The organism is Sulfitobacter sp. M22 (genome assembly GCF_021736025.1).
GTDB classification, from domain to species: domain Bacteria; phylum Pseudomonadota; class Alphaproteobacteria; order Rhodobacterales; family Rhodobacteraceae; genus Sulfitobacter; species Sulfitobacter litoralis.
Window position 1 is genome coordinate 254,700 of the sequence record NZ_WMEC01000001.1, and the last position, 25,275, is coordinate 279,974.

A 25,275-nucleotide genomic window follows, 5' to 3' on the forward strand; every position below is an offset into this window, starting at 1 on the left:
GAAGCGCAGGGGGCGCTGCTTAGCTTGGCAACGGGCGGCCGCGCAGTCGCAAGAACAGGCTCTCTTCGTCGTTGTTCTTGAAATACGGCACGGACGCGGGCGGGTCAAGCTGCCGCGCGCGGGCCTCGACTTCGGCCAGCACCACCTCGGTGATGAAGGGCATGTCGAATTTGCGCGCGTCCGACAGGGCCACCCATTGCAGATGCGAAAGCTCGTCACAGGCGTCGTCGAAATTGTCCAGATCGGTAGCGATATCGTCGGCATCGACCAGAAAGAAACGCGCGTCAAAGCGGCGCGGACGGCCGGGAGGCGTCAGCGCGCGGAAAACAAATTGCAGCGGGGCCGCGTGGGGCAGGTAGCCGCGCTGTGCAAAGGTCAGCCAATCGGCAGGGGGCGTGCCCTCCCATGCGCCTTTTTGGCCAAGGATCAGGCCGGTCTCTTCCCAAAGCTCGCGGATCGCGGCCACCACCAAGGCATGTGCAAGGCTGCCATCGGCGTCTTCGGCCAGACGGTTCTGGCAGGTTTCATCCACCATGCTGGCCAGCGTCACCTGCGCATCGCCCAGATCGACAGCACCGCCCGGAAAGACGAATTTATTGGGCATGAAGGCCGCCGTCGCACCGCGTTGCCCCATCAGGATCCGCGGGGCGGTGTGCCGGTCGCGGATCACAATCATCGTGGCTGCGTTGCGGATTTTGCTTTTATCGATGGTCATCGCCTTGCCCCATGTCCTGTTTTTCTAGCGGGGCTTTTGGGGTCCCGGTCAGCTGGTGCTGCCGAACCCGCCCATGCGCTTTGCCCATTGGAAGCCAATCATGGCCCCTTTCATTCTAGGCAGAAGGTAGAGGGACAATCCGACGCAGCCAACCGAAAAGATTGTAAACAGCGTCAGCGGCTCGGGGCGCCAGACCACAAAGGCGATGTGCAGCCCCGGGGCCAGTAGGTGCCCGACAACGAGGATCGTCAGATAGGCCGGACCATCATCGGCGCGGTGGTGGAACAGCTCTTGGCCGCAGACGGTGCAGGTATCATTGACCTTCAGATAGCTTTTCAGCATCGGACCGGCCCCGCAGTTGGGGCATTTACGCCGCCAGCCGCGCAGCAGAGATTTCTTCATGCTGCGTTCATCGGTGTCTACGTGAGGCATATCTATGGTCTGGTCAGTCATCTTGGCTTCCTTGTTCGCATCCTACATGCGGCCAAAACGCCCCGAAATAAAGGGATCTTGGGGCAGTTGCGTCGCCATGTCGCAAAGCCCGTGCAGGGGTGCCCAAAACTTTTTCACATTTTTTGCGACGGAATGTCGGGCGGCTGTCGTTTGAACCGGTATCGCCACGCTGAAAACGGTGGGCGTTAGATAGATCACCAAAGGAAGAAACAGATGACAAAACGAGCAAATCTTCAGATCGCACTCTTGAGCGGCTTGATCGCATTGGGCGGCACGACACTGGTCGCGCAGAATGCGGATAAGGCAGAGGGCGGCAAGCAAAGCCACTTTGTCCAGTTGGACACCGACATGAACGGTGAAGTCACTGCCGAAGAAATGAAAGCCCAGGCTGCGGCACGTTTCGCTGCTGCTGACGCGGATGGCGACGGCTTCCTGACACAGGATGAACTGGCCGCCGCAGCCAAGGCACGCCACGCCGAGCGCAGCCAGCGCATGCTGGAGAAGCTGGACACCGACGGCAACGGGTCGCTGTCCGCGACCGAGCTTGAAGCCATGGGCGAAGGTAAAGGCGACCGGATGGCCAAGCGTCACGACAAGATGATGAAGCGCATGGACGCCGACAAAGACGGTAAGCTGTCGATGGAAGAAATGGGCGGACGTCACAACCCCGAGAAGATGATCGAAAAGCTGGACACCGACAAGAACGGATCGCTGAGCGCCGAGGAATTTGCCAAAGCCCGTATGGGTGGCAAGCATCATGGCAAGCGCGGCGGTCATGACGGCAAAGACGGGCACGGCAAACCCGGTAAACACATGAAGCACGACAAGTCTGATGACAGCGACGCGTCTGCAACGGAATAAGGCAAGCATGCGGGCGCGCTTGAATGGCGCGCCCGCAAACGCTACCATCCGGTTCGATGGATATGCTCGATACTTCTGACGCTGACAGTGCAGACGACCCCGAACGCGCCTTGCTGCACCGCTATGTGCAGGGGGATGCAGCGGCGGCGCGTCTGTTGACGGTACAGTTGACTCCGCGCATCTTTGGTCACGCCTTTCGTATGTTGGGCAACGCGGCAGAGGCCGAAGACGTGACCCAAGACGCGCTGATGCGCCTGTGGAAGATCGCACCGGACTGGCGCGACGGCGAGGCGAAGGTGACCACGTGGTTATACCGTGTAACCGCCAACCTGTGCACCGACCGCCTGCGCAGACGCGGCCGTGGTGTCCCGCTCGAGGATATCGCCGAACCCGCCGACCCGAGCGAAAGCGCAGAGGCACGGCTGCAGCGCACCGCGCGCGAGGATGCCTTGCAAGCGGCGCTGGACAGATTGCCCGAGCGGCAGCGGCAAGCGGTGGTGCTGCGCCACATAGACGGGTTGGCGAACCCCGAGATCGCGACCATTCTGGATGTCGGGGTCGAAGCGGTTGAAAGCCTGACCGCACGGGGCAAACGGGCATTGGCGAAACTTTTGGGCGCAAGACGTGACGCCTTGGGATACGATGATGACAAAACGTAATATGGATACGCTAGAGGCGCATTTCGAGGCGGCGCGGGCCACCCCGCCGCAGATGCCTGCGGGCATGATGGACCGTTTGATCGCCGATGCACTGGCGGCACAGCCTGTCCCCGCAATAGGGGGCTGGCGTGGTTTTTGGCGCGCCATTGGCGGCGCACCTGCCTTGGGCGGGTTGGTCGCGGCGACGGCTGTCGGGTTCTGGATCGGGGTCGCCCCGCCAAGCGGCCTGCCGGATATCGCGACGCAGATCATCACCGGCGGCGACGCTTACATCGTTGCCGATATGACGTCGCTGGACACCTACGCCTCAGAGCTGACGGCGTTCGGCTGGGACTTGGACGAGGGATAGAAAATGGCAGGCTTTGCATTCAAAAGCACGAAGACACTGCGATGGGCCTTGGGGCTGTCGCTGGGGGTGAACCTGCTGGTGCTGGGGCTGGTTGCGGGGGCGGCCTATCGCTTTGACGGGCCGCATGGTGGCGCGATGCGGCACATGCGCGACTATGGCACGCCCTACGTCATGGCGCTGCCCGAAGAACGCCGCCGCGCCGTCTTTGCCGATGCGCGCAAGGGGCGCGAGGATAAATCCGTTAGCCGTGCCGCACGCCGCGCATTGTACCAAGACGCACTGTCCGCCATCCGCGCAGAGCCCTTTGACCCCGCAGAAGCACGCCGCGTGCTGGACCTGCAACGCGACGCCACGCTGACCGTGCAGCAAACCGTTCAAAACGCGTGGTTAGCCGAGCTGGCCGAGATGTCAGCGACCGAGCGTGCAGCCTATGCCGATCGTGTCGAGGAAATGCTCAAGCGCGGCAAAAAAGGCAAACACGACGGCGCAAAGCCTCCGAAGGCCGGTCAATAAGCTGGCAACCGGCCCCGGTAGTCAGGGCTTGCCGTGCGGGATTGCGTGGCGCGGGCTTGCCAAATGCGCGCCCGGCGCGGTAGGCAAGGCGACCCTAACGAAAGTCGCGGCCCATGCTCTCTGAATTCACCAACCCAAACGAAGTTCTTGCCACTACGCGGGCCTCCTCTGGGCGGCGGGCCATTGGGTTGACGGCGCTTGGGATACTGGGGCTGTTCCTGATCTACGTCGCGTTCACGTCGTCGCCCGGTTTCGGGTGGCAGGTGTTTTTGCTGGCAATGGGGGGGCTGGCCCTTTGGATGGCCGACAAAATGCGCCGTGCCACCGCTGGCGCAATCGAGCTGACCCCGACCGAATTGCGCGACACCGACGGCACAGTGATTGCGCGGGTCGAGGATATTATCGGGCTGGATCGCGGTGTGTTTGCCTTCAAGCCGTCCAACGGCTTTTTGCTGCGGACCAAAGCAGGCACTGGCGGTGATCGGGTCTGGCGTCCTGGTCTGTGGTGGCGCATCGGTCGTCGCGTCGGCATTGGCGGCATGACACCCGGCAATCAGACCAAGTTCATGTCCGAGATCATTTCCGCCATGATGGCAGAGCGCTCTTGAGATAGAAAAAGGCCCGCAGGCAGATCGCCGCGGGCCTTATTCTTTGCTGTGCTGCCGGAATTTACGCCCCGTCTGAATAGAGAACCCAAGGGGCATAACGTGGGCGGGTAAAGACGAAGTTCTTTACCTCTTGCACCGGTAGTCCGATGTTGAAGGGTGGTGAAAACGATGTCCAGGTTTCGGTGATGGTGATATATTCCCCATCTTCGAGCTCGGGGATGCGGTTTGTCCAGCTGGTCACATCTGCCTGGGTCGCGTCCGTCAGATTGCCTCGGGCGCGTGACCAGTGCAGCAAGAAACGCTTGTTCGCTTGGTCATATTTTGCCGAGGTGATCCGCACCGTCGCCGGCCCGGAAGAGCGCGTCATATAATCCAGCAGATCCCGAACACCGTCCATATATGCGGTGTCCATTGGCAATGTCTCGCGCGAGATCATGTCGCCGATGGTATAGGCCGCTTTTTGGTTGGTGTAGTACTCCTGATAGGTCTGGAAAAAAGTGAACATCGCCAGATAGACCCAAAATACCATGGGCATGATGATAACGGCCTCGATCGAGGCGCTACCGTCTTGGTCGCGCAGAAAACGCGCCAGTACACGGCGTTTGAAATAAGAGGTAACCATTAGCTTGGCTCCTGAACAAAGGAGGATACGGCGTACATGCTGCCTTGACCGGCGCCGTCGGTCTCGAACTTGAAGCCCATGGCGCTGCCCGGCAGCATCGGGTCGAATTTAACGCAGGCCCGCAGCAGCATCAGCTGGTGCTGCGCCCCAAGGCTAAAACCACGCTCGGGCTCGACGGGCATCGATTTATCGACGCAGTCGGGCGCTGCATTCATAGCGGCAAAGTTGCGCGGATCGACCAGGACCATTTCAAGGCGCAACGTATCTTTGCAGTCGCCGATATAGCCGACACTGTCGCAGATCATCGTCTTGATCAAGTCGTGGGTGACCGTCGCGCGGGTGTTCAGCCGGATATACCGCACCGCAGTCTCGAGCCCACGGTTCAGGTGGAACTGGCGCAGCGAATATAGGCTGACCTCGACCGAGGCGAGGAACATGCCAAAGATCAGCGGAAAGAGAATGACAAATTCGATCAGAACAACCGCGCCTTCCTCGCCCCGGCGGAACCGGCACAGCGCTTGTGAAATGCGGGCGATCATTGGGTCAGCCTCAGCTGGTTGATCTGGCGGGCAATGGCGCGAAAGGCCTCGGAAAGCTCGACCCCTTCCACTCGGAAGAAGTGACTGGGCGAGGACGCGCAGTTTTGCATCGCGGGGACATCGTCGTCATGTACCTCAAAGCCGATGGTCCAGATCACAATGCGCTTTGCTTTGGCCGCATCACAGATGTTCGACAGCAAGGTATTGCCCAGCGATTTGTTGTACTTTTGATAATAGAAGTAACTCCAATAGCGATAGTCTACCTCATTGCGGAGGTACCACCACAGATTGTATTTATTCCAGTGAACATATTCGCTTTCGCTGTCGTAATAGTTGCTGCGGATGCGGAAGGAATTATCATTCGCACCGTCGGTCATCAGAATGACGGTCTTGAGGGTCTCTGGGTCATCATAGCTGGCAGGTCGGTTGTAAAATTGGCCGTCCACATGGCCAGCGTTCACCAGCGCGTTGTTGATGTCACGGAACGATGGATCCAGCATCGTCGCCGCCCATTTCATCCCGAGGAAAATCGACGTACCCGCGCGTGGTACAAGTTGGTTGATCTGGCTCTTTAGTGTAAGGCTGTTTTGCGAGAAAGGGGCGATGCGTTCATAGCTGTAGCGTGGACAGATCGTGTCGTCGCGGTAGTTGTTGCGACCGTCATAGTTCCACTGGAAATGCTGCATCTGGTCGTGCGTCGTGCTGGTATTCAGCGCGGCCGAGTTGAATTCATCGTCGGCGAATTCCAGGCAGTGAGAGTAATCGTGTTTCTTGTTCACACGCATGCGATCCAGGATCATAGGACCTGCGTTGACCTGTTCGGAGTAGGGGATCATCGAAACAGAGATCAGGTCTTCGTTCTCTGTTTTCAGCACCGTGTCCAAGAAAATCCCGGCGGCGTTTTTCAGCTCGCTCAGGCGGTTGTTAAGAGCCATCGACCCCGAGATATCGAGCACGAGAGAGACTTCGACCTTCGCAACGCGTTCTTCGGCCTGACTGTGCGCGGGCACATTGAGTGTCGGGAAGCCGAAGCGACCGATGAACTGCGTGTCCATCTCCTTGGACGCGTCAATGGTCACGGTGCGATAGTTCAACCCGTCGTCAACCACGACATTTGAAAGAAAATCGGTCATACCGGATTTTGCAAAATAGTCTGCAACCACGGCTTTGGGGTCGCGCATCTGGTCCAGATCGGCGGCGGCTAGAACGGCACGGTCAGAGACGGCTTGCAGGCGCGAACGTTCCATTTCGTGGCGCATGAAGTCAAGTTGAATGCCGCCCACGGCGACCATCATCATGATCATAAATAGCGCGAGGATTGTGACCAGCCCATCGTCCTCACGGGCAAACCGCGAAAGGCGATTGCGCAATGGGAGGGCGACCCAAGTATTCACGGTATTTTTGACCGTCATGTCCACGTCCTTTTTGGTGCGATCCCTGCGACAAGAGGCGTATAGGCGGATCGGCGTTGACGACAGATATGCGGGCTGAAGGTGGCTGAAATAGGGCGAAATACGTTTAAAAAAGTGTATACTGAAGCCGTTTTGAGGGCACATACCGGCACGACAGGCCAGCTGAATGCCATGGTTGAGCGCCTTATCTGGATTGATCCGCGGTCAATGAGGCTAAGACACCACGAATAAAAGTTTTCAAACTGATTAAAATATGTGCAAAAACTTTGGAAATTGGTGATTTGCAGCTTTGCTTGGCGCAGGTGCTATGTTCAATAGGCGAGGCGATGAACTGGCCCGGTTAAGGGTCGCAGAGCCAAATTAGGAGCGTAGAATGAACCCCGGAACCGAACCGAGCTTTCGCGATAGTGTCGACATCATGTTTAACCGGGCGGTTGCCCTGATGGACCTTTCGCCGGGTCTTGAGGAAAAGATTCGCGTGTGTAACGCGACCTATACGGTACGTTTCGGGGTGCGGTTGCGCGGGGGTATCCAGACCTTCACCGGCTACCGCTCTGTTCACTCCGAGCATATGGAGCCGGTCAAGGGCGGCATCCGCTACAGCCCCGGCGTGAACCAGAACGAAGTGGAAGCGCTGGCGGCGTTGATGACCTATAAATGCGCGCTGGTCGAAGCGCCGTTTGGGGGCTCCAAAGGTGGGTTGTGCATTGATCCGCGCGACTATGATGAACACGAGCTGGAACTGATTACCCGTCGTTTTGCCTATGAGCTGATCAAACGCGACATGATCAACCCGGCGCAAAACGTACCCGCCCCCGACATGGGCACCGGCGAGCGCGAGATGGCTTGGATCGCGGACCAGTACAAACGTATGAACACCACGGATATCAACGGGGTAGCCTGTGTGACGGGCAAGCCGATCAACGCAGGCGGCATCCACGGCCGCACTGAAGCGACGGGCCGCGGCGTACAATATGCGCTGCATGCGTTCTTCCGTGATCCTCAGGGCATGGCAAAAGCGGGCCTGGGCGGTGAGCTGGACGGGAAACGCGTCGTCGTGCAGGGCTTGGGCAACGTAGGCTATCATGCCGCCAAGTTCCTGAGCGAAGAGGATGGCTGCAAGATCACCGCGATCATTGAACGTGATGGCGCGTTGTTCGATGACCGTGGTCTTGATGTGGAAGAGGTGCACCGCTGGATTTCCATGCACGGCACGATCAAGGGCTATCCCGATGCGCCCCTTGAGGAAGATGGTGCCAAGCTGCTGGAAGCGGAATGTGACATCCTGATCCCTGCGGCGATGGAAGGGGTGATCAATCTGACCAACGCGCATAGCATCAAGGCCCCGCTGATCGTCGAAGCCGCCAACGGCCCTGTAACCGCCGGTGCCGATGATATCCTGCGTGCAAAAGGCGTGGTGATCATCCCTGACATGTACGCCAACGCTGGCGGTGTGACGGTATCCTATTTCGAATGGGTCAAGAACCTGAGCCACATCCGCTTTGGCCGGATGCAGCGGCGCAACGAGGAAAGCCGGCACCAGCTGCTGGTGGACGAGCTGGAACGTCTGAGCGCCGATAGCGGTGTCGGCTGGCAATTGAGCCCGAACTTCAAAGACAAGTATCTGCGAGGTGCAGGGGAGCTTGAGCTGGTCCGCTCCGGTCTTTACGATACGATGAGCGACGCCTACCGGTCGATGGCGGAAGTCTGGCACAGCCGCGATGATGTCGACGACCTGCGCACCGCCGCCTATCTGGTCAGCATCGGCAAAGTCGCTGCCAGTTACCGCGCCAAGGGGCTGTAAGCCACGCGCGGCCAGGTGCTCGCCACGAAAAGTTCCCCGAGGGCCGCTGTGAGGGTGGCCTTCGGCAAAGACGCGCCAGACTGTTCGGATGCGCGCTGCGGAAAACCGCTCGGATACTTGTATTCCACCCGGCGCTGGCTAGGTTTTTACGCAATAGGCAGCCCGCCACCCCTCGAGAGCGCCATTTCTATTGGTCGTGCGCAGGGGAACTGAGGTGGTATCGCCAACAACATTAGGAGATGTGACGATGAAATTTGGTAAACTTATGATCGCCGCGGCGCTGGCCGCTTCCAGTGCACCAGCCTTTGCCGCAACGAGCGCGGAGACCGATTGTCAGTATCAGGCGGATGTCGTCCAGGCTGTGCGCCAGGCGCGCATCGACCGCGTGAAAGAGCGTGAGGTACCGGACCACATTGCGTCCCAGAATCCGCAGTGGCCGGATCGCTACGACGCCGTTGTGCCGCTGGTTGCGCCTTGGGTGTATGAGATGAAAATGCGTGACGTGAAAAAAAATGACCTGTCTGCTGCTTGGAACGAGATGTGTCTAGGCCAGTGACGGGGCCGGAGCGCGATCCATAGTGCTGACGCATCTGTTGGGGCGGTGACAAGGGGGCCAGCCCCCATCGCCCTGACGGGCGATCCCCTCGGCGTTTATTTGGCAAAATGAAGCCGGCATTGGAGGCTTTGGGTTCTGGACTTTGACCCTCGCGACCCAATATAAAACCGTATGAGCCTGCCCCCTGGATTTTTGGATGAACTGCGCAGCCGTGCCAGCCTGTCACAGGTGGTAGGGCGCAAAGTGTTGTGGGATGCGCGCAAGTCCAATCAGGGCAAGGGCGACATGTGGGCTCCGTGCCCGTTTCATCAGGAAAAATCAGCCAGCTTCCACGTCGATGACCGCAAGGGATTCTACTATTGCTTCGGATGCCATGCCAAAGGGGATGCGATCTCTTTTGTGCGCGAGACCGAGAATGTAAGCTTTATGGAGGCGGTCGAGATTTTGGCGCGTGAGGCAGGAATGCCCATGCCCAAACAGGACCCGCGCGCGCAGGAAAAAGCCGACAAGCGAACCCAGTTGGCCGAGGTAATGGAACTGGCCGTGCAGTATTTTCGGCTGCAGCTGCGCACGGGGGCGGCCAGTGCTGCGCGCGATTATCTGGCAGGCCGCGGTCTGACGCCGCAGGCGCTGGAGCAGTGGGAAATCGGATTTGCGCCGGATCAGTGGCAGGGACTTTGGGATCATCTAAAGGCCAAGAATGTCGAGGACGCGCTGATAATGGGGGCAGGGCTGGCGAAGCCTTCGTCCAAAGGTGGGCGGCCCTATGATACGTTTCGGGGCCGGATCATGTATCCCATCCGCGATGCGCGGGGGCGGGCGATTGCCTTTGGCGGGCGGGCGATGGACCCCAATGACAACGCCAAATATCTGAACTCCCCGGAGACAGAGCTTTTTGATAAGGGCCGCAGCCTATACAACGTGCGCGATGCCCGGACAGCTGCAGGGCAGGGCAAGCCGTTGGTCGTCGCCGAAGGGTATATGGACGTGATTGCGCTGGTGCAGGCCGGATTTGGTGCGGCCGTTGCCCCCTTGGGAACGGCGATCACCGAGAGTCAGCTACAGATGTTGTGGCGCATCTCGCCCGAGCCGATCATCACGCTGGATGGTGACACGGCCGGCCAGCGGGCGGCCATGCGGTTGATCGATCTGGCGCTGCCGTTATTGGAGGCGGGCCAATCCTTGCGCTTTGCCGTGATGCCCGATGGAAAGGATCCCGACGATCTGCTGCGGGCCCATGGCGCACCCGCCTTGCAAAAGCTGCTGGATAACGCCATGCCGATGGTGCGGCTGTTGTGGCAGCGCGAGACAGATGGCCGCGTTTTCGACAGCCCTGAACGCAAGGCCGGCCTGGACAAGGCGTTGCGCGAAAAAATCATGATGATCAAAGATCCTTCGATTCGCAGCCACTATGGCCAAGAGATCAAGGATTTACGCTGGCAGCTGTTCCGCCCGCAAAAGGCCAAGAAAGACTTTAGCCCTGTGGCGCGTGCGTCCGGTGGGGGCAAGTGGGCACCCCCACCGCAAGGTCCGTCGCCAAGTGCGAAATCCTCTATTCTGGTGACTGCAGCCGGTCTAGGCGCGACAGAGCATCTGCGCGAAGCGGTGATTTTGATGGCTTTGCTAAACTGCCCGCAACTGGTTGAAGAATTTGAAAACGGCTTGGCCACAATGCGCTGTCAGGACTACGACCACGGGCGTATTCGGGACTTGATGCTGCGCCATGTGCATCAGGACCCTGCGGTGTTGCGCGAAAAGATTTACGACGCCCTTGGCGAGTACGCACTTGAAAATATGCTGGCGCAGCGCCACGTAGCCATCACGCCCTGCATCCGAAGCCCCGGCAACCTTGAGAAGACGCGTATGACCGTCGCCGAGGAGCTGGGGAAGCTGGAAGCCGTGCGTGGACTGGATGAAGAGATCGCCGATGCGGTCGAGGATATGACCGGCATGGCCGACGAGGGGCTGACATGGCGGTTGGGCGAAGCGGCGCGCAATGCCGATCGTGCGCAACGTAGCGGGCAGGAAGATACCGCTGAATACGACATCGCTGAAAACGGTGCCCACATCAGCCGGGACGAACGCAGCGCATTTGATGCTTTGCTGGGGTCGATCCTGAAGGGTGGCACGAAAGAGAAAAAATGAACCCGGCGTGGCTTTTTCGCCGGGATGTCTAACAAAATACAGGGTAACGGGTTTAAGAATCACCCAGAACCCCGCATGATTCGAATAACCGAATCACGTCACGTGATTCGCACCCATTCGCTGGAGGAAATTTCATGGCCGCCAAAGACACGAACGAAGACGCGAAGTCTGACGACCAGGATGCCGGCCATTCGCTTGATATGAGCCAAGCCGCCGTCAAAAAGATGATCGGCGAAGCCCGTGAAAAAGGCTATATTACCTACGATCAGCTCAACACCGTTCTGCCGCCCGATCAAGTAAGTTCGGAGCAGATCGAGGACGTGATGTCGATGTTGTCCGAAATGGGCATCAACGTGATCGAAGACGAAGAAGCCGAAGAAGAAGACGCCAAGGGTGGCACCGAAGTTGCCACCACGGAAAGCACGCGTGATGTGGCGCTGTCCGCTGGCACGTCCGAAAAGCTGGACCGCACGGACGACCCCGTACGCATGTACCTGCGGGAAATGGGGTCCGTCGAACTGCTCAGCCGTGAGGGCGAGATCGCCATCGCCAAGCGGATCGAGGCAGGCCGCAATACAATGATCGCGGGGCTGTGTGAAAGCCCGCTGACCTTCCAGGCGATCACGATCTGGCGCGACGAACTTTTGTCCGAAGACATTCTGCTGCGCGACGTGATCGACCTTGAGGCGACATTCGGCACCCAGATGGGCGACGAAGAAGAAACGACTCCGGTCGTGCCTGTCGGCGGCACCGAAACAAAGCCTGCGGAAAGCACCAGCGAAGTCGATGCAGATGGCAATCCGATCTCGAATGATGACGACGACGAGGATGAAGACGAACAGGCGAACATGTCGCTGGCCGCGATGGAAGCCGCGCTCAAGCCACAGGTGCTTGAGGCGTTGGACATCATCGCCGACGATTACGTCAAGCTGAGCCAGATTCAGGACAGCCGTATTTCGGCGACCCTGAACGAGGATGGCACCTTTTCGAAGGCCGATGAGGAAGAATACCAGCGCGTCCGGTCCGAGATCGTGCTGCTGGTCAACGATCTGCACTTGCACAACAACCGTATCGAAGCCCTGATTGACCAGCTGTACGGCATCAACCGCCGTATCATGCAGATCGACAGCGCGATGGTGAAGCTTGCTGACCAAGCGCGCATCAACCGCAAGGAGTTCGTCGACAGCTATCGTGGCTACGAACTGGACCCCAACTGGATGGAGCGGATGGCCGAAAAGTCCGGTCGCGGTTGGCAGATGTTCATTGAACGCTCATCTGAAAAGGTTGACGAGCTGCGCACGGATATGGCGCAGGTTGGTCAATATGTCGGTCTTGATATCTCTGAATTCCGCCGCATTGTGCAGCAGGTTCAGAAGGGCGAAAAAGAGGCCCGTCAGGCCAAGAAAGAAATGGTCGAGGCAAACCTGCGCCTCGTGATTTCGATCGCTAAAAAATACACCAACCGCGGCTTGCAGTTCCTTGATCTTATTCAGGAAGGTAACATCGGTCTGATGAAGGCCGTGGACAAGTTTGAGTACCGTCGCGGCTATAAATTCAGTACCTATGCGACATGGTGGATCCGGCAAGCGATCACGCGGTCCATTGCGGATCAGGCCCGCACCATCCGTATCCCAGTGCATATGATCGAAACGATCAACAAGCTGGTCCGGACCGGTCGTCAGATGCTGCACGAAATCGGCCGCGAGCCGACGCCGGAAGAGCTGGCAGAGAAGCTGCAGATGCCATTGGAGAAGGTCCGCAAGGTGATGAAAATCGCCAAGGAGCCTATCTCCCTTGAAACGCCAATCGGCGATGAGGAAGACAGCCAGCTTGGCGACTTCATCGAAGATAAGAATGCCGTGCTGCCATTGGACAGCGCCATTCAGGAAAACCTCAAGGAAACCACGACACGGGTGCTGGCATCGCTGACCCCGCGCGAAGAACGTGTTTTGCGGATGCGTTTCGGCATCGGCATGAACACCGACCATACGCTTGAAGAGGTCGGTCAGCAGTTCAGCGTGACGCGTGAACGTATCCGGCAGATCGAGGCGAAGGCGCTGCGCAAGCTCAAGCACCCAAGCCGGTCGCGCAAGCTACGGTCGTTCCTCGATCAGTAAGCTGTTCAATCGCAAACAATATAGAAGGCGGGTGTTTCGGCATCCGCCTTTTTTCATGCGGTTAGGCCATACTCTCAAAGCTGTGAATTTAAATCCACGCCGCGCACCCTATCTGTGTCCTAGCCGCCAAACAGGAACCGCCATGAAACGTCTCGCCCTCGTCGCCATTTTGTCCACGATGCCAATGGCCGCTGTCGCGCAGCCCTTTACGGCGGTGAACCGGTTGCAGGTTATTTCGCTGTCGGGCACGGCCTTTGAGGTGATCGAGGATCATGGAGAGGGCGCGCGCGGCCTGTGGTGTGCCGCTGCCGAATATGCCGAAGACCAGCTGAGTGCACGGACAGCAGACCAGATCTACCTCAAGTCGCCGCGAGGTCCCTCGGCCAGCGGCGCTGGTCGCGTCGGTGCCGTCTTTACACTGAATGACGCCGAGTTATCCGAGGCCGCATTCAAATCTTATTCAGTCTCGGTCCGCAACGCGGGGCAGACCCTGCCGGTTGGCCACGCAATCCAGTTCTGCAAGGACTACATCCTTGAGCTGAAAGACTTTTGATGAACAGGAATGACATTATGAAAACCTTCAAAACAGCGCTTCTGATGGCCTCTTTGGTCGCGGGACCTGCTCTTGCGCAGGGCTATGTGCCAAATGAACGGCTGACCTACACGCCGACGGAAAATGGTGTGCGTATCAGCGGTAGCACGGGCTTTGGTGCGCGGGGGCACTGGTGTGCGGCCGCGGGTTACGCTGGGGACCAGATGGGAGCCGCGGATCGTCAGACGCTTTATGTCAGCGAACCGCGCGCGCGTGGTTTTGGCGGCGATGGTGGCGTGACCTTCACGCTCGATCCGACAGGGCTGACACCGTCGCCGGTGGTGATACTGGGCGGATCGCTGACCAAGGCCGGATCGGCGATGACCATCAGCCACGGCATTACGCTGTGTGGTGGTTTGCAATCGCCCGGCAGGTAAGGCTAGCCTGACGCCAAGGCGATAGCCCAAGCGGAAGGCAGGCAGGATGAACAGCGAACTTACAGTCCACACACGCGGGCAGGGGCTGTACGAAATAACCAGCGATGTGATTCAGGCGCTTTCGGGTCAGCGGTCCGACGGGCTGCTGACGTTGTTCGTGCGACATACCTCTGCCTCACTGCTGATCCAGGAAAATGCCGATCCCGACGTGCAACGCGACCTATTTGCATATTTTGCACAGCTGGTGCCGCCTGCCAATGATCCCTCGATGTCCTATCTCCGGCATACGCTGGAAGGACCAGATGACATGCCCGCGCATATCAAGGCGGCAGTGATGCCCGTCACGCTTAGCATCCCTGTGGTCGCAGGGCGCATGGTGCTTGGAACATGGCAGGGCATCTACCTGTTCGAACACCGCGACGCGCCTCATAGCAGGCGCATCGCGGTACATTTCGCCTGAGCTTAGCCCACCGGCATCAGATGGATTTCGCGGACCGCTGCATGGGGCGGTGCCTGCAGCGCGTGCAGTACGGCAGATGCAACATCCTCGGGTTTCAGCTTATCAGGCTTGGCCTCGTCAAAGAACGGCGTGTCGACCATTCCCGGAGAAACGACCATGCAGCGCCCGCCCCATTCGGCCATTTCGTCGGCAAGGTTGCCAGCAAAACCATGGATGAAGAATTTAGTCGCGCCATAAATTGACCCCTTGATGTGGCGGCGTCCCGCGGCTGATCCGGTTACGACATATTGCCCTGTCGTTTTGCGCAGGTAGGGCATCGCAGCATGGGCGGTATAAAGCGCACCCATCACGTTCAGATCGACCATCGCCTTCCAATCATCGGGGTCGCCCTTTTCGGTCCCGCCGGGTGAGGTGCCGCGTCCCGCATTTGCGAACACCGCGTCAATCTGACCGAACTTCTGCGCAAGGCGGCTCATGGCCTGTTCCTGATCGTCATAGCTGGTCGCGTCTCCGGTCAGCACCAGCGCCTGATCCCCGATGTCACGTGCGAGGTTTTTCAGCTTATCCTCACTGCGGGCAAAAAGCCCTACGTTCCATCCTGCCTTGGCTGCAGCCTGTGCGGTGGCCGCGCCGATCCCGCTGGAGGCCCCTGTGATAAATAGCGTTTTGGTCATGTCGTTTTCCCTTCAGATTTATCCTGTTCCAGGCCTAACGCCTGGGCACAGGCGAAGTTCACGCCAGTTTCGCTCAATACAACATATAGACGGCCATTTCGCCCCTACCCAAAACCTCGCGTTGGTCCTATAGTTTTGGGGAGTGGGGTCGTTTGGACCCCTATTGAACAGGTTTAAGATAAAGGGGACCGGCCATGCGCTGCCCGTTTTGCGGAAATATCGACACCCAAGTAAAAGACAGCCGCCCGGCCGAGGATCACGTTTCAATCCGCCGCCGCCGTTTCTGTCCCGCCTGCGGGGGCCGGTTTACAACCTATGAACGGGTGCAACTGCGCGATCTGGTGGTCGTTAAAACCTCTGGCAAGCGCGAGGATTTCGACCGCGACAAGCTGGAACGTTCTATCCGCATTTCCATGCAGAAACGCCCGATTGATCCCGAACGTATCGATCAGATGATCAGCGGCATTGTGCGCCGTCTTGAAAGCATGGGTGAAACAGATGTCGGGTCGAAACAGATCGGCGAGATCGTGATGGAGGCCTTGGCCCGCATCGATACTGTCGCCTATGTGCGGTTTGCCAGCGTCTACAAGAACTTTCAGGCGGCAGATGATTTCGATAAGTTCGTGCAGGAACTGCGGCCCGATACCCCTGCGGACGAATAAGTATGTCTGACGACGCGCGCTTTATGGCGCTGGCCTTGTCGCTGGGCCGGCGCGGGCAGGGGGCTGTCTGGCCCAACCCCGCCGTGGGCTGCGTCATTGTGCAACAAGGCCGCATCGTCGGACGGGGATGGACCCAGCCGGGCGGCAGACCCCACGCCGAACCCGAAGCCCTGCGGCAAGCGGGGCCGGCGGCCAAGGGCGCGACGGTCTATGTCACGCTCGAACCCTGCGCCCATACCGGCAAGACCCCGCCCTGCGCCGATGCGCTTGTGGCAGCTGATGTCGCGCGCGTTGTGATCGCCTGCACAGACAGCGACCCGCGCGTCAGCGGCAAGGGCATTGCGATCTTGCAAGCGGCGGGCATCTCGGTTGACGTGGGCGTGCTCGCGCATGAAGCCCGCGCCGATCACATGGGCTTTTTCCTGCGTATCAATGCAGGCCGTCCGATGGTGTCGCTTAAACTCGCCAGCAGCTTTGATGGTCGTATCGCCACCGCGACAGGTGAAAGCCAGTGGATTACAGCCCCGCCCGCACGCCGTGCGGTACATGCGATGCGCAGCCGGCATGACGCGGTCATGGTGGGCGGCGGCACGGCGCGACAGGATGATCCCAGCCTGACCGTGCGCGACCTTGGCGTCACCCGACAGCCAACACGGATCGTTGTGTCCAATGGCCTGGACATACCCCTTGGCGGCGCATTGGCAAAAACGGCAGGCGACATCCCTTTGATCCTTTGCCACGGCTCCAAAGCGCCGACAGAGCTGATCGAGGCCTGGAAAAGCCTAGGCGCCACGTTGATCGCCTGTGCTAGCAGGATGGGCCAGATCGATGCCGATGATATGCTCCAGCAACTCGGTCAGCACGGTCTGACACGCATCTTTTGCGAAGGCGGCGGTGGGCTCGCCGCAACGCTGTTGCAGGCTGGTTTGGTGGATCAGTTGATCGGGTTCACAGCAGGGCTCACGCTCGGGGCTGACGGGCTGCCAGCCATCGCGGCGCTACAGCTGCGACACCTTGCACAAGCCCCGCGGTTCACCCTGACGGAAACGGCGCGCATCGGCCCCGACCTCCTCCACATCTGGGCCCGCGCCGACGCGCCGGCCTAGACCGCTTCCAAATGGTTCAAACTCCCGGGGGTACGGGGGCTGGCCCCCGTAGCGCTACCCGCGCCGCCACAGATGCGCCTGTGTGGCGAACACCCCTTGCAGCTTGGCCAGCAGACGGTTCGTCACCCCGCGCCGTGGCACGTCGCCCGCTGCCAGCCGCTCTACCACGACCTCGACAGGGCATGCTGTGCCGGTACGCGGATCGAAATAGCGCGGATAATCAATGAGCGCTGCATGCACCACCCCTTCGAGGGTGACACCGGCCCCCCGTCGGGTGGGGATCGCGCCACGGTCCTCGGTCAGGCCCCAGCCGGCATAGAAAGGAGCCCCGAGGGTCACCACCTTGATGCCGCGCAACAGGGCCTCGAACCCTAGAAGGGACGTCATGGTCCAGACCTCGTCCACATGCGCCAACAGCGCAACGGGATCAGCGTGGGTCAATACGCGGTCGGCCAGCCCTTCGGCATCGATGGCACCGGGACGCAGACCGGCCTCTACGTCGGGGTGCGGCTTATACAGGATCACCGCGTCGGGATGTGCGGCACGTGCGCAGGTGAGCAGCGCCAAATTCGTCGACACATCCCCCGTGCCGGTCAGGATAGAGGCATCGTTCTCGACTTGCCCGGGCACCAAAATACGCCGTCCGGCAGGCAGGTCGGCGGGCATGATATCGCCGCCAAGGTTATACTTGCTGAGCCCCGCATCGCGTAGCGCAGCGATCAGCCGCGTGGCGCGGCGGGACTGGTCAGAGCGCAATTTAGCGCGGGCGACGATGTGGTTTTCCAGCCGGCTGGGTTTGCGGGGATCATAGTAGATACCCAAATCGTCACAGACCAGCGACAGCGGTGGCACCAGATCCGCCCCCAAGCCCCGTGACCGCAAGAACCCGTCCTCTACGCGGACCGCACCAGCGTGATCCTTTGTCGCCTTGGAGGCCCAGACCATCCACGGCTTGCCCGCCGCACGCGCCGCGTCGGGATTGTTTCGATAGGTGACAGGTGACCAGCGGCCAAAAAAACGCTGGAGCGGCTGGCGTTTCCACAACCTCATATCCGAGGCGACCCAGCCGCGATGGTCTTCGCGCCAAGCGCGGGTCTGAGCGGCCATCGCCTCTATCGCGGTTTCAATGTCACACAGGCAATCGCGGTGAGGGTCATACCACTTGGGATACAGGATCATCGTCCCTGCAAACAGCTGCGCACGGGTCAGCACCCGTTGGCGGCGCTGTACGGGGAATTCGTCCTCGGTCAGGCCCCAGCCTGCATAGAAGGGTTGCCCGAACACCCGTGGTTTATGGCCTGCGAAAATCGCCTCGAACCCCATTTGAGAAGAGACGGTATAAACGCGCACGGCCCCTTCGAACAGCGTCCAAGGGCTGATCGGGGCGGTCAGCAGGGTGATGCGGTCATTGGCGTCTTCGGGGCCAAAGTGGCCAGAGCGAAAGCCCGCCGCGGTTTCGGGGTGGGTCTTGATGATGATCCGCGCGCCGGGGTTTTCCTGCTGTGCAAAGACAAGCATTTCGAGAAACCGCGACCGGTCCGCCCCCGACGCCGCGACAGAGGCGTCCCCAAGAGTTTGGTCGATCACCAGCACATATCCCGGATCGGGGGCGGGGTGGGTTGGATCAAAGCCGCTGTATTTGGTCAGATGCGCTTCGGCTATCCGGTGGATGGCACCGCGGGCGCGGTCGAGCAGAGCTGTATCATCGAGCGGATGCGCGGTCAGGATCTCTTCGAGGTCAGAGGGCTGTTTGGGGTCAAAGTGCAACCCTTTATGGTCTACCAGTAACCCCAGTGGCGGCTCGCCCGCCCGGCCGGGAAACAGCGACCGGAGCAATGCGTCTTCGACGCGCACCACAGGCAGATCACGCTTTGCGGCCACGGCCAGCCCACGGTGGGCTGTGCCCGCGTTGCCCCAGACAGCGATGGCGTCACCTACGCGCGGCATTCCCAGATGCAGGCTATAGCCCGACAGCTGCAGAATGCGCCGTACCCTGCGGTTGGTGATGAACCCGCCGTTAAACACAAAAAGCCGCCGGTCCTTTGCAGGGCCGGCGGCGGGAGTATCGTATATTTCAGGCCCTAAAGCCATCTTTGCAGATCAGTTGCTCGACGCGAGCGACGAGAGGCTGTTGACCGAGCTGGCCGACCCCGTGATCGAGGAGATGACTTTGCTCCATTGTGTGAAGGGCGCTTCGGTGACGTAGAGCGTATCGCCGTCGCGGATCACGAAGTCACGTGCCATGAACATGCCGTTGGGCTTGGTCAAGTCCAGCACATAAATCATGCGCTGTGCGCCTTGCAGATCGTTGCGCCCCAAGACCTGTGCCACGACAGGTTCGGGTTCGTTGCGGAAGACGAAAACACCTGTGGGGTCTGCGGTGCCTGCGTTCAGGCCGCCGACTTGGGCGATGCCTTCGAGAGCCGACAGGTTCTTAGTTTCAAAGGGGACTTTTTGTTGTGCACCTGTAGCACCAAGCGCCACAAAGGACCGCGTGTCTTCCTCGATCAGGATGCGATCACCGCCGCGCAGTGCAATGTCGAGCTCGGGGTGGTTGTACAGGTCTTCCAGCCAGATTTTGCCCTTTTGGTTGCCCCGCAGTACCGTCACCTGCGCGATTTGCGGCGTGATGGTCACGCCGCCGGCACGTGCCAGCATGGTGGCGAGGGTGCGGGTCGGGCGTTCAATGGCATAAACGCCCTGCGCGCCGACAGATCCCACAAGCGACACCGTCGCCCCATCACCGGCCAGACGGCGCACCTGTACCTGCGGGTCGGGAGTCTGCTCTGACAGTTTGTTGGTGATGATACGGCGGATCGCTTCGGGAGAGTTGCCAGCGGCCTTGATCCGACCCGCGTAGGGCACGAAGATAAAGCCAGAGCCGTCAACCTGCACTTCTTCCAGCACGGTGGCGTTTGCGCCCTGTGCCGCTAGCAAGCCGTCGTCGACGTTTTCCCAGATTGTCAGCCCCAGCGTATCACCCGGATTAATCGTGTCCGACCCAAGCTGGCCTGCGTGAATAAACCCCGAATTAAATCCAAGCGCCGGTGCGACAGCCGTCGCACGGGTCACACGGTCATTAACGGCAACGACGAAAGCGTCACCTTGCTTTTGGACCGATCCTGCATAGATTTGACGTTTGTTCGGACCAACCTGCGGAAGACCACACGAAGATACCACGGCCATAGCCGCCAATAATGCGATGGGACGCGCCCACCTGAAGGGTACGGATTTCACTGCCCGGTCTCCTCGACCTATTCTTACTCTGCCTCGAAATCGCCGATTATTTCGACGTAATTATCATCGGCTTAGCGCAGTTTGGATCGAAAAGCTACTGTTGCGGCAAAAATCTGTCAGGTGACGGCTCGCAACTGTTGCCGTGGTGCCGCGGTCCCCAGTTCCAGCGCGTCATAAGGGTCTTCGGGGGAAAGCATCATATCAACGACCTGACGCAGAAGCTGAGTGCGCGCGCGGGCGGCATAAAATCCGCCGGGCACCTGCGAGGTTTCTAGCAAATACCGGCGATAGTCCTTGTAGGCCTTGTTGTCCGGGCGGGATGCGGCGGCAAAGAAATCGGTCAAGGGCTGGTTGGATACGAATTCGGGCTTTGCATAGACGGCGCTGCCAAATACCTTGAGAGGTATACCACGCCAGAGCACCTGTTGCCCCGCGGTCGAGTTCACGGTGATCGCCGTGCGCGCATCATTCAGAAGCTGTGCCAGTTTGCCGCCCCGCACGAAATGCACGCGGTCGGCTACGCCCAGATCACGTGCGACGCGCTTTACCACACGGCGCAAGGGGGCGCGGCCGTCTTCCAACGGATGGGCTTTGACGACAAGATGGTGGTGGCGTGGTGCGCCTTTGGCAAATCCCTCGAGCACGACGGTCAGAAAATCGGTCATCGTCTCGAACGGGGAATGTTCCTGAAACGAGCTGTCGTGCTCCAGTTGTAAAAGCGCGAGATGATATGGAAACCCGCCAAGCCGGATGCGCAGTGTCGCAATCAGCCGGTCCAGTGCCAGCGCAGGCATCAATAGCAACCTTTTGAGGTAAAGTTGGAACTCCTTGATCACTGGCAAGCTGCGGTGCGGGCGAAAGTTGCGATACGCGCCGTTTCGAAACAGCACAAACCAGTGATACAGCGCCCCGTAAAAAACATGTTGGCGCATATCGCCCCAGTGGCCGGGGGGGAGGGGGGCCTCCATATCCGAATTGGCCAGTGCGACCTGCATCTGTTCGATCGACATCTCCATTAACCGAGAATTGCCGTTCGATCCGCCCCGTTCATAAGTGACCCAATAGGGGCGCATGTACCCTTCTTCAAAGACATGCACGGTCAGCCCGCGTGCCTTGGCTTGGGCCACGGCTTGGGCGTGGATCGGACGGGTGTCGCCGTATAGCACGATATCTGTGACACCTTTGTCGGCGAGCAGCGCAACAAAGGTGTCTTTCCACGTGTCAGCCGTACCGCGAAACGGAATATAGCTGCGCGGGTGGAACCAGAAGGCCCGATCGCCTGCATTGAACCCCACGCGCCAGACCTGCGCACCCGCCAGACGAAGCATCTTGCCCAGTCGGTTAAAGAAGGGGCCATGCGGCCCTTGCAGGAAAAGGAAGACCCGGTCACGGGGTGCTGCGGCGTTCATGGTTAGCTTTCAGTTTACCTTGTTCATCACACAGACAAACACCTGATACCGGCGAAAATGTGGCGTGTCTGTGGACTTGTCATGCTGATGGCAGAGGTCTACTTCGGTAGCGATCACTATAGAAGAGGCACGCGCATGTTTACAGGTATTATCACGGATATCGGAAAGATCTCCAAGCTCGAACAGCAGGGGGATCTGCGTGCACGGATCGAAACGGGCTATGATACCGACGGTATAGACATGGGCGCGTCGATCGCGAGCGACGGCGTCTGTCTGACGGTCGTCGATCTGGGTCCCGATTGGTACGAGGTGCAGATCAGCGCGGAGACCGTGGACAAGACCAACCTTGGCGCATGGGAGGTCGGGCGGAGGCTAAATCTTGAACGCGCTCTGAAGGTCGGTGACGAATTGGGCGGGCATATTGTGTCGGGCCATGTCGACGGCGTCGCCGAAGTGGTGGCGCTGCGCGACGAGGGCGACAGCACCCGTGTGACCCTGCGCGCGCCCAAAGATCTTGCCAGGTTCATTGCGCCCAAAGGATCGGTCGCATTGAATGGTACATCGCTGACCGTGAACGAGGTCGATGGCTGTGATTTCGGGATCAACTTCATCCCCCACACCAAAGAGGTCACGACCTGGGGCGATGTTGCCGTGGGGGACCGGATCAACCTCGAGATCGACACATTGGCACGCTATGTGGCGCGGTTGGCAGAGATGTCCTGATTGCCGCTGCTCTGCTTGCACGCACGAACGGCGGGCGAATCCCTTTGCTTGGCAGGGGACTTAAGCATGTTTTGTCGCCGATAGCGCTGCACGTGCAGGGCAGGGGGCTGGCGCGGCGGGTTGCTCTTACAGCGATGAACGCAGGGCACAGCGCTGGCTGATGGTGCGGATTTGAGTTTATTTGGCAAAATGAAGCACGGGCGGGGGCTGCCCCGCTCTGGCAAAGACGCGTGGGGTGGGGTATGTGCCTTGGCAACAAAGAGTGAGGTGAGCCCATGCAATTTGAAACGCCCGGACCCGTCGAGGCTGAATTGGCGGATACCATCGCGCCCATCGAAGAGATCATCGAAGAAGCCCGTCAGGGGCGTATGTTCGTGTTGGTCGATCACGAGGACCGCGAGAACGAAGGCGATCTGGTGATCCCGGCGCAGTTTGCGGACGCTGATGCGATCAACTTTATGGCCACCCACGGGCGGGGTTTGATCTGTCTGCCAATGACTGAAGAACGCGTCAATACTTTGGGTCTGCCAATGATGGCGGTGAATAACTCTGCCCGTCACGAGACGGCTTTTACCGTGTCGATCGAGGCGCGTGAGGGCGTGACCACCGGGATCTCGGCTGCGGATCGGGCGCTGACGGTCAAAGTCGCCATAGACGAAGACAAAGGTGCCGTTGATATCGCCACACCGGGGCACGTGTTTCCGTTGCGGGCACGCGACGGCGGGGTCTTGGTGCGGGCTGGACATACCGAGGCGGCCGTCGATATTTCGCGTCTGGCGGGTCTGCATCCGTCGGGCGTAATTTGCGAGATTATGAAGGAAGACGGCACCATGGCGCGCCTGCCTGATCTTGTCGCCTTCTGCCAGCAACATAAGATGAAAATCGGGACGATCAGCGATCTGATCGCCTATCGCCACAAACATGACAACCTGCTGGTTGAACGTGACAGCCGAACTGTGACCTCCGCTTATGGCGGCGACTGGAAGATGCAGATTTTCACCGACGAGATCAGCGGCACCGATCACGTTGCGCTGTCAAAGGGCGATATCACTACGGATGAGCCTGTTCTGGTCCGGACCCACGCGATCAATGCGCTTGAAGATATCTTGGGCCTTGGCCCAAGCCCTGCTGATGAATTGCCCCGTGCAATGCAGATTATCGCTGACGAAGGACGCGGTGCGGTATTGCTGTTCCGCGACCCCGATCCGCGTTTGCGGTTCGAATACGAAGAGGACGACCGTCCCCGTACCGTCAAACGGACCGGCCTGGGGTCGCAGATCATGGCGAGCCTTGGCCTGCACAAGCTGATCTTGCTGACCGACAACCCCGATACCCGTTATCTGGGGCTGGACGCCTATGACCTTAGCATCGTGGGCACGCGCCCGATCACGCAGGAGTAAGTGCAATGGCTGCTGGAAATCACACCACGCTGACGACCCCGAAATTCGAGACGCCTGTTAAGGTTTTGATCGTCATTTCGCCCTATTACTCGGATATCGCCGAAGGGCTGTTGAAAGGGGCCAAAGCTGAACTTGAGGCTGCAGGGGCCGCGTGGGACGTGGTGGAAATGCCCGGCGCGCTTGAGATACCGACCGCCATCGGCATCTCTGACCGCAAAAGCAATTTTGACGGCTATGTTGCCCTCGGTTGCGTGATCCGTGGCGAGACGACGCATTACGAGACCGTGTGCAACGATAGCAGCCGCGCGTTGCAGTTGATGGGGTTGCAGGGGATCTGCATCGGCAACGGCATCCTGACGGTTGAAAATCATGAACAGGCCGCCGTGCGCGCCGATCCTGATGGGCAAAACAAGGGCGGTGGCGCTGCAGCTGCGGCCTTGCATCTGATCGCGCTGAGCCGTAAGTGGGGCGACATTCGTAAAGATATCGGTTTCAAGCCCCGCTCGGATGAATATCTGATGGCGGGCAACAATGACGGACCCAAGACAGCATGACATCCTCCGCCGGCCTTTCGGGCAATCAAAAACGCAAGATGAAATCAGCTTCGCGGCTTTATGCCGTGCAGGCCTTGTTCCAGATGGAACATTCCTCGCAGAGCTTTGACACGGTTCGCAAAGAGTTCCTCGAGCACCGCTTTGGCGCGACCTATGACGGTCAGGAAATGATTGACGGCGACATTCGGCATTTTGCGGAATTGCTTGAGACTGCCGTGAACTATCAGGCGGCGATTGACCAGATGACGGACCGTGCCTTGGTTGCCAAATGGGCCATCGCGCGCATTGACCCTACGTTGCGTGCGCTCTTTCGCGCCGCCGGCGCTGAACTACGCGAGCAGGAAACCCCGCCCAAAGTCGTGATCAATGAATATGTCGATGTGGCCCGTGCCTTCTTTGAAGGCGGCGACGAGCCAAAGTTCGTGAATGCCGTTCTGGATCACATGGCCCGCGAGGCGCGCCCCGAAGCATTCTGATCTGGTCGTACTGTTTGGTCGGTGCGAACCGGCAGCCTGCGACGTTTACCTGTAAGAAAGTGTGACGGGACCACCGCTGCCGTTCTGTTGTATATTCCCGAGGACCTGTATGTACAGGTGGGCGCCAGATAAACGAACCAGGGCTCGAACAGAGCCAGCTCCCTCGGATTTGCTTAAGGCCACTGGAATGTAACTTTTACAAACAGGGCAGAACCCATCACCCCCGTTAAGTAGGCGCGACGATGGCCTGCG

At 59.4% G+C, this 25,275-nt stretch carries 27 protein-coding genes and 1 other RNA gene; 18 read left to right on the forward strand and 10 right to left on the reverse strand.

What is annotated here, in order from left to right:
• Nucleotides 1–19 precede the first annotated feature (19 nt).
• On the reverse strand, nt 20–715 hold the full coding sequence (locus GLP52_RS01330) for an NUDIX hydrolase (protein ID WP_237271378.1): 696 nt from the start codon (nt 713–715) through the stop codon (nt 20–22).
• Nucleotides 716–763: 48 nt separating this feature from the next.
• A complete protein-coding gene (locus tag GLP52_RS01335; protein ID WP_093732405.1) occupies nt 764–1,168 on the reverse strand; it encodes a DUF983 domain-containing protein in 405 nt (134 codons plus the stop codon).
• Between the two features lie 213 nt (nt 1,169–1,381).
• On the opposite strand from GLP52_RS01335, the gene GLP52_RS01340 reads away from it, so the two are divergent.
• From GLP52_RS01340 to GLP52_RS01360, 5 genes are all read left to right on the forward strand, one after another.
• Nucleotides 1,382–2,029 carry an EF-hand domain-containing protein gene (locus GLP52_RS01340; RefSeq protein WP_237271379.1) on the forward strand — a complete coding sequence of 216 codons (648 nt, stop codon included), beginning with the start codon at nt 1,382–1,384 and terminating at the stop codon, nt 2,027–2,029.
• Between the two features lie 62 nt (nt 2,030–2,091).
• Nucleotides 2,092–2,688, forward strand: a complete 597-nt coding sequence (locus GLP52_RS01345) for an RNA polymerase sigma factor (protein ID WP_237272626.1) — start codon at nt 2,092–2,094, stop codon at nt 2,686–2,688.
• On the forward strand, nt 2,675–3,037 hold the full coding sequence (locus tag GLP52_RS01350) for a hypothetical protein (RefSeq protein WP_237271380.1): 363 nt from the start codon (nt 2,675–2,677) through the stop codon (nt 3,035–3,037). Before GLP52_RS01345 ends, GLP52_RS01350 begins: the two co-directional genes overlap by 14 nt.
• Nucleotides 3,038–3,040: 3 nt before the next feature.
• Nucleotides 3,041–3,550 carry a periplasmic heavy metal sensor gene (locus GLP52_RS01355; protein ID WP_093732409.1) on the forward strand — a complete coding sequence of 170 codons (510 nt, stop codon included), beginning with the start codon at nt 3,041–3,043 and terminating at the stop codon, nt 3,548–3,550.
• A 113-nt stretch (nt 3,551–3,663) separates the two neighbouring features.
• Nucleotides 3,664–4,158: a hypothetical protein gene (locus GLP52_RS01360; RefSeq protein ID WP_093732410.1), complete on the forward strand. Its 495-nt coding sequence runs from the start codon at nt 3,664–3,666 to the stop codon at nt 4,156–4,158.
• Between the two features lie 61 nt (nt 4,159–4,219).
• Here the strand turns inward: GLP52_RS01360 and GLP52_RS01365 are convergent, their stop codons facing one another.
• The 3 genes from GLP52_RS01365 to GLP52_RS01375 are packed head-to-tail and all read right to left on the reverse strand — an operon-like array spanning nt 4,220 to nt 6,731.
• Complete coding sequence (locus tag GLP52_RS01365) at nt 4,220–4,780, reverse strand: TadE/TadG family type IV pilus assembly protein (protein WP_237271381.1); 561 nt, start codon at nt 4,778–4,780, stop codon at nt 4,220–4,222.
• On the reverse strand, nt 4,780–5,319 hold the full coding sequence (locus tag GLP52_RS01370) for a TadE/TadG family type IV pilus assembly protein (protein ID WP_093732412.1): 540 nt from the start codon (nt 5,317–5,319) through the stop codon (nt 4,780–4,782). Before GLP52_RS01370 ends, GLP52_RS01365 begins: the two co-directional genes overlap by 1 nt.
• Nucleotides 5,316–6,731, reverse strand: a complete 1,416-nt coding sequence (locus GLP52_RS01375; RefSeq protein WP_237271382.1) for a TadE/TadG family type IV pilus assembly protein — start codon at nt 6,729–6,731, stop codon at nt 5,316–5,318. Before GLP52_RS01375 ends, GLP52_RS01370 begins: the two co-directional genes overlap by 4 nt.
• 373 nt (nt 6,732–7,104) lie before the next feature.
• On the opposite strand from GLP52_RS01375, the gene GLP52_RS01380 reads away from it, so the two are divergent.
• The 7 genes from GLP52_RS01380 to GLP52_RS01410 all read left to right on the forward strand — a co-directional run bounded on the left by GLP52_RS01380 (nt 7,105) and on the right by GLP52_RS01410 (nt 14,782).
• On the forward strand, nt 7,105–8,535 hold the full coding sequence (locus GLP52_RS01380) for a Glu/Leu/Phe/Val family dehydrogenase (RefSeq protein WP_093732414.1): 1,431 nt from the start codon (nt 7,105–7,107) through the stop codon (nt 8,533–8,535).
• A gap of 247 nt (nt 8,536–8,782) precedes the next feature.
• Nucleotides 8,783–9,091, forward strand: a complete 309-nt coding sequence (locus GLP52_RS01385; RefSeq protein WP_093732415.1) for a hypothetical protein — start codon at nt 8,783–8,785, stop codon at nt 9,089–9,091.
• Between the two features lie 171 nt (nt 9,092–9,262).
• Nucleotides 9,263–11,236 carry a DNA primase gene (gene dnaG / locus GLP52_RS01390; RefSeq protein ID WP_237271383.1) on the forward strand — a complete coding sequence of 658 codons (1,974 nt, stop codon included), beginning with the start codon at nt 9,263–9,265 and terminating at the stop codon, nt 11,234–11,236.
• A gap of 134 nt (nt 11,237–11,370) precedes the next feature.
• Complete coding sequence (rpoD, locus tag GLP52_RS01395) at nt 11,371–13,353, forward strand: RNA polymerase sigma factor RpoD (protein ID WP_237271384.1); 1,983 nt, start codon at nt 11,371–11,373, stop codon at nt 13,351–13,353.
• A 142-nt stretch (nt 13,354–13,495) separates the two neighbouring features.
• Complete coding sequence (locus GLP52_RS01400) at nt 13,496–13,906, forward strand: hypothetical protein (protein ID WP_237271385.1); 411 nt, start codon at nt 13,496–13,498, stop codon at nt 13,904–13,906.
• 17 nt (nt 13,907–13,923) lie between these two features.
• Nucleotides 13,924–14,322: a hypothetical protein gene (locus GLP52_RS01405; protein WP_093732528.1), complete on the forward strand. Its 399-nt coding sequence runs from the start codon at nt 13,924–13,926 to the stop codon at nt 14,320–14,322.
• 46 nt (nt 14,323–14,368) lie between these two features.
• Nucleotides 14,369–14,782 (forward strand): secondary thiamine-phosphate synthase enzyme YjbQ, encoded by a 414-nt coding sequence (locus tag GLP52_RS01410; protein WP_237271386.1) that lies wholly within the window; start codon nt 14,369–14,371, stop codon nt 14,780–14,782.
• Nucleotides 14,783–14,784: 2 nt separating this feature from the next.
• Here GLP52_RS01410 and GLP52_RS01415 read toward each other — a convergent pair whose 3' ends face one another.
• Nucleotides 14,785–15,456 (reverse strand): SDR family oxidoreductase, encoded by a 672-nt coding sequence (locus GLP52_RS01415; RefSeq protein WP_093732420.1) that lies wholly within the window; start codon nt 15,454–15,456, stop codon nt 14,785–14,787.
• Nucleotides 15,457–15,650: 194 nt separating this feature from the next.
• On the opposite strand from GLP52_RS01415, the gene nrdR reads away from it, so the two are divergent.
• Together nrdR and ribD are read left to right on the forward strand one after the other, a co-directional pair.
• Nucleotides 15,651–16,118 carry a transcriptional regulator NrdR gene (gene nrdR / locus GLP52_RS01420; RefSeq protein WP_005849229.1) on the forward strand — a complete coding sequence of 156 codons (468 nt, stop codon included), beginning with the start codon at nt 15,651–15,653 and terminating at the stop codon, nt 16,116–16,118.
• A 2-nt stretch (nt 16,119–16,120) separates the two neighbouring features.
• A complete protein-coding gene (gene ribD, locus GLP52_RS01425) occupies nt 16,121–17,224 on the forward strand; it encodes a bifunctional diaminohydroxyphosphoribosylaminopyrimidine deaminase/5-amino-6-(5-phosphoribosylamino)uracil reductase RibD (RefSeq protein WP_093732421.1) in 1,104 nt (367 codons plus the stop codon).
• A 54-nt stretch (nt 17,225–17,278) separates the two neighbouring features.
• On the opposite strand, the gene GLP52_RS01430 is transcribed toward ribD, so the two are convergent.
• The 3 genes from GLP52_RS01430 to GLP52_RS01440 form a co-directional block, all read right to left on the reverse strand.
• Nucleotides 17,279–19,315 carry a capsular polysaccharide biosynthesis protein gene (locus GLP52_RS01430; protein WP_237271387.1) on the reverse strand — a complete coding sequence of 679 codons (2,037 nt, stop codon included), beginning with the start codon at nt 19,313–19,315 and terminating at the stop codon, nt 17,279–17,281.
• A 9-nt stretch (nt 19,316–19,324) separates the two neighbouring features.
• Nucleotides 19,325–20,410, reverse strand: coding sequence for a polysaccharide biosynthesis/export family protein (locus tag GLP52_RS01435; RefSeq protein WP_237272627.1), 1,086 nt, complete (start codon nt 20,408–20,410; stop codon nt 19,325–19,327).
• Nucleotides 20,411–20,577: 167 nt separating this feature from the next.
• Nucleotides 20,578–21,870, reverse strand: coding sequence for a capsule biosynthesis protein (locus tag GLP52_RS01440; protein WP_237271388.1), 1,293 nt, complete (start codon nt 21,868–21,870; stop codon nt 20,578–20,580).
• Nucleotides 21,871–22,005: 135 nt separating this feature from the next.
• Between GLP52_RS01440 and GLP52_RS01445 the strand changes: the two genes are divergently transcribed.
• From GLP52_RS01445 to nusB, 4 genes are all read left to right on the forward strand, one after another.
• Complete coding sequence (locus GLP52_RS01445) at nt 22,006–22,593, forward strand: riboflavin synthase (protein ID WP_237271389.1); 588 nt, start codon at nt 22,006–22,008, stop codon at nt 22,591–22,593.
• 275 nt (nt 22,594–22,868) lie between these two features.
• On the forward strand, nt 22,869–23,993 hold the full coding sequence (gene ribB, locus GLP52_RS01450) for a 3,4-dihydroxy-2-butanone-4-phosphate synthase (protein ID WP_237271390.1): 1,125 nt from the start codon (nt 22,869–22,871) through the stop codon (nt 23,991–23,993).
• A 5-nt stretch (nt 23,994–23,998) separates the two neighbouring features.
• Nucleotides 23,999–24,547 (forward strand): 6,7-dimethyl-8-ribityllumazine synthase, encoded by a 549-nt coding sequence (locus GLP52_RS01455; protein WP_093732427.1) that lies wholly within the window; start codon nt 23,999–24,001, stop codon nt 24,545–24,547.
• The gene (gene nusB, locus GLP52_RS01460; protein ID WP_093732428.1) at nt 24,544–25,023 is read left to right on the forward strand and encodes a transcription antitermination factor NusB; all 480 of its coding nucleotides are present in this window, start codon (nt 24,544–24,546) and stop codon (nt 25,021–25,023) included. Before GLP52_RS01455 ends, nusB begins: the two co-directional genes overlap by 4 nt.
• A 63-nt stretch (nt 25,024–25,086) precedes the next feature.
• Here the strand turns inward: nusB and ssrS are convergent.
• A non-coding RNA gene (gene ssrS, locus GLP52_RS19635) (6S RNA) lies at nt 25,087–25,240 on the reverse strand.
• Between the last annotated feature and the right edge of the window lie 35 nt (nt 25,241–25,275).

Bases quoted from the DNA above. Each gene is read 5' to 3' on its own strand.
- GLP52_RS01330 (WP_237271378.1), bottom strand. From the start codon at position 715: ATGACCATCGATAAAAGCAAAATCCGCAACGCAGCCACGATGATTGTG.
- GLP52_RS01335 (WP_093732405.1), bottom strand. From the start codon at position 1,168: ATGACTGACCAGACCATAGATATGCCTCACGTAGACACCGATGAACGC.
- GLP52_RS01340 (WP_237271379.1), top strand. From the start codon at position 1,382: ATGACAAAACGAGCAAATCTTCAGATCGCACTCTTGAGCGGCTTGATC.
- GLP52_RS01345 (WP_237272626.1), top strand. From the start codon at position 2,092: ATGCTCGATACTTCTGACGCTGACAGTGCAGACGACCCCGAACGCGCC.
- GLP52_RS01350 (WP_237271380.1), top strand. From the start codon at position 2,675: ATGACAAAACGTAATATGGATACGCTAGAGGCGCATTTCGAGGCGGCG.
- GLP52_RS01355 (WP_093732409.1), top strand. From the start codon at position 3,041: ATGGCAGGCTTTGCATTCAAAAGCACGAAGACACTGCGATGGGCCTTG.
- GLP52_RS01360 (WP_093732410.1), top strand. From the start codon at position 3,664: ATGCTCTCTGAATTCACCAACCCAAACGAAGTTCTTGCCACTACGCGG.
- GLP52_RS01365 (WP_237271381.1), bottom strand. From the start codon at position 4,780: ATGGTTACCTCTTATTTCAAACGCCGTGTACTGGCGCGTTTTCTGCGC.
- GLP52_RS01370 (WP_093732412.1), bottom strand. From the start codon at position 5,319: ATGATCGCCCGCATTTCACAAGCGCTGTGCCGGTTCCGCCGGGGCGAG.
- GLP52_RS01375 (WP_237271382.1), bottom strand. From the start codon at position 6,731: ATGACGGTCAAAAATACCGTGAATACTTGGGTCGCCCTCCCATTGCGC.
- GLP52_RS01380 (WP_093732414.1), top strand. From the start codon at position 7,105: ATGAACCCCGGAACCGAACCGAGCTTTCGCGATAGTGTCGACATCATG.
- GLP52_RS01385 (WP_093732415.1), top strand. From the start codon at position 8,783: ATGAAATTTGGTAAACTTATGATCGCCGCGGCGCTGGCCGCTTCCAGT.
- dnaG (WP_237271383.1), top strand. From the start codon at position 9,263: ATGAGCCTGCCCCCTGGATTTTTGGATGAACTGCGCAGCCGTGCCAGC.
- rpoD (WP_237271384.1), top strand. From the start codon at position 11,371: ATGGCCGCCAAAGACACGAACGAAGACGCGAAGTCTGACGACCAGGAT.
- GLP52_RS01400 (WP_237271385.1), top strand. From the start codon at position 13,496: ATGAAACGTCTCGCCCTCGTCGCCATTTTGTCCACGATGCCAATGGCC.
- GLP52_RS01405 (WP_093732528.1), top strand. From the start codon at position 13,924: ATGAAAACCTTCAAAACAGCGCTTCTGATGGCCTCTTTGGTCGCGGGA.
- GLP52_RS01410 (WP_237271386.1), top strand. From the start codon at position 14,369: ATGAACAGCGAACTTACAGTCCACACACGCGGGCAGGGGCTGTACGAA.
- GLP52_RS01415 (WP_093732420.1), bottom strand. From the start codon at position 15,456: ATGACCAAAACGCTATTTATCACAGGGGCCTCCAGCGGGATCGGCGCG.
- nrdR (WP_005849229.1), top strand. From the start codon at position 15,651: ATGCGCTGCCCGTTTTGCGGAAATATCGACACCCAAGTAAAAGACAGC.
- ribD (WP_093732421.1), top strand. From the start codon at position 16,121: ATGTCTGACGACGCGCGCTTTATGGCGCTGGCCTTGTCGCTGGGCCGG.
- GLP52_RS01430 (WP_237271387.1), bottom strand. From the start codon at position 19,315: ATGGCTTTAGGGCCTGAAATATACGATACTCCCGCCGCCGGCCCTGCA.
- GLP52_RS01435 (WP_237272627.1), bottom strand. From the start codon at position 20,410: ATGGCCGTGGTATCTTCGTGTGGTCTTCCGCAGGTTGGTCCGAACAAA.
- GLP52_RS01440 (WP_237271388.1), bottom strand. From the start codon at position 21,870: ATGAACGCCGCAGCACCCCGTGACCGGGTCTTCCTTTTCCTGCAAGGG.
- GLP52_RS01445 (WP_237271389.1), top strand. From the start codon at position 22,006: ATGTTTACAGGTATTATCACGGATATCGGAAAGATCTCCAAGCTCGAA.
- ribB (WP_237271390.1), top strand. From the start codon at position 22,869: ATGCAATTTGAAACGCCCGGACCCGTCGAGGCTGAATTGGCGGATACC.
- GLP52_RS01455 (WP_093732427.1), top strand. From the start codon at position 23,999: ATGGCTGCTGGAAATCACACCACGCTGACGACCCCGAAATTCGAGACG.
- nusB (WP_093732428.1), top strand. From the start codon at position 24,544: ATGACATCCTCCGCCGGCCTTTCGGGCAATCAAAAACGCAAGATGAAA.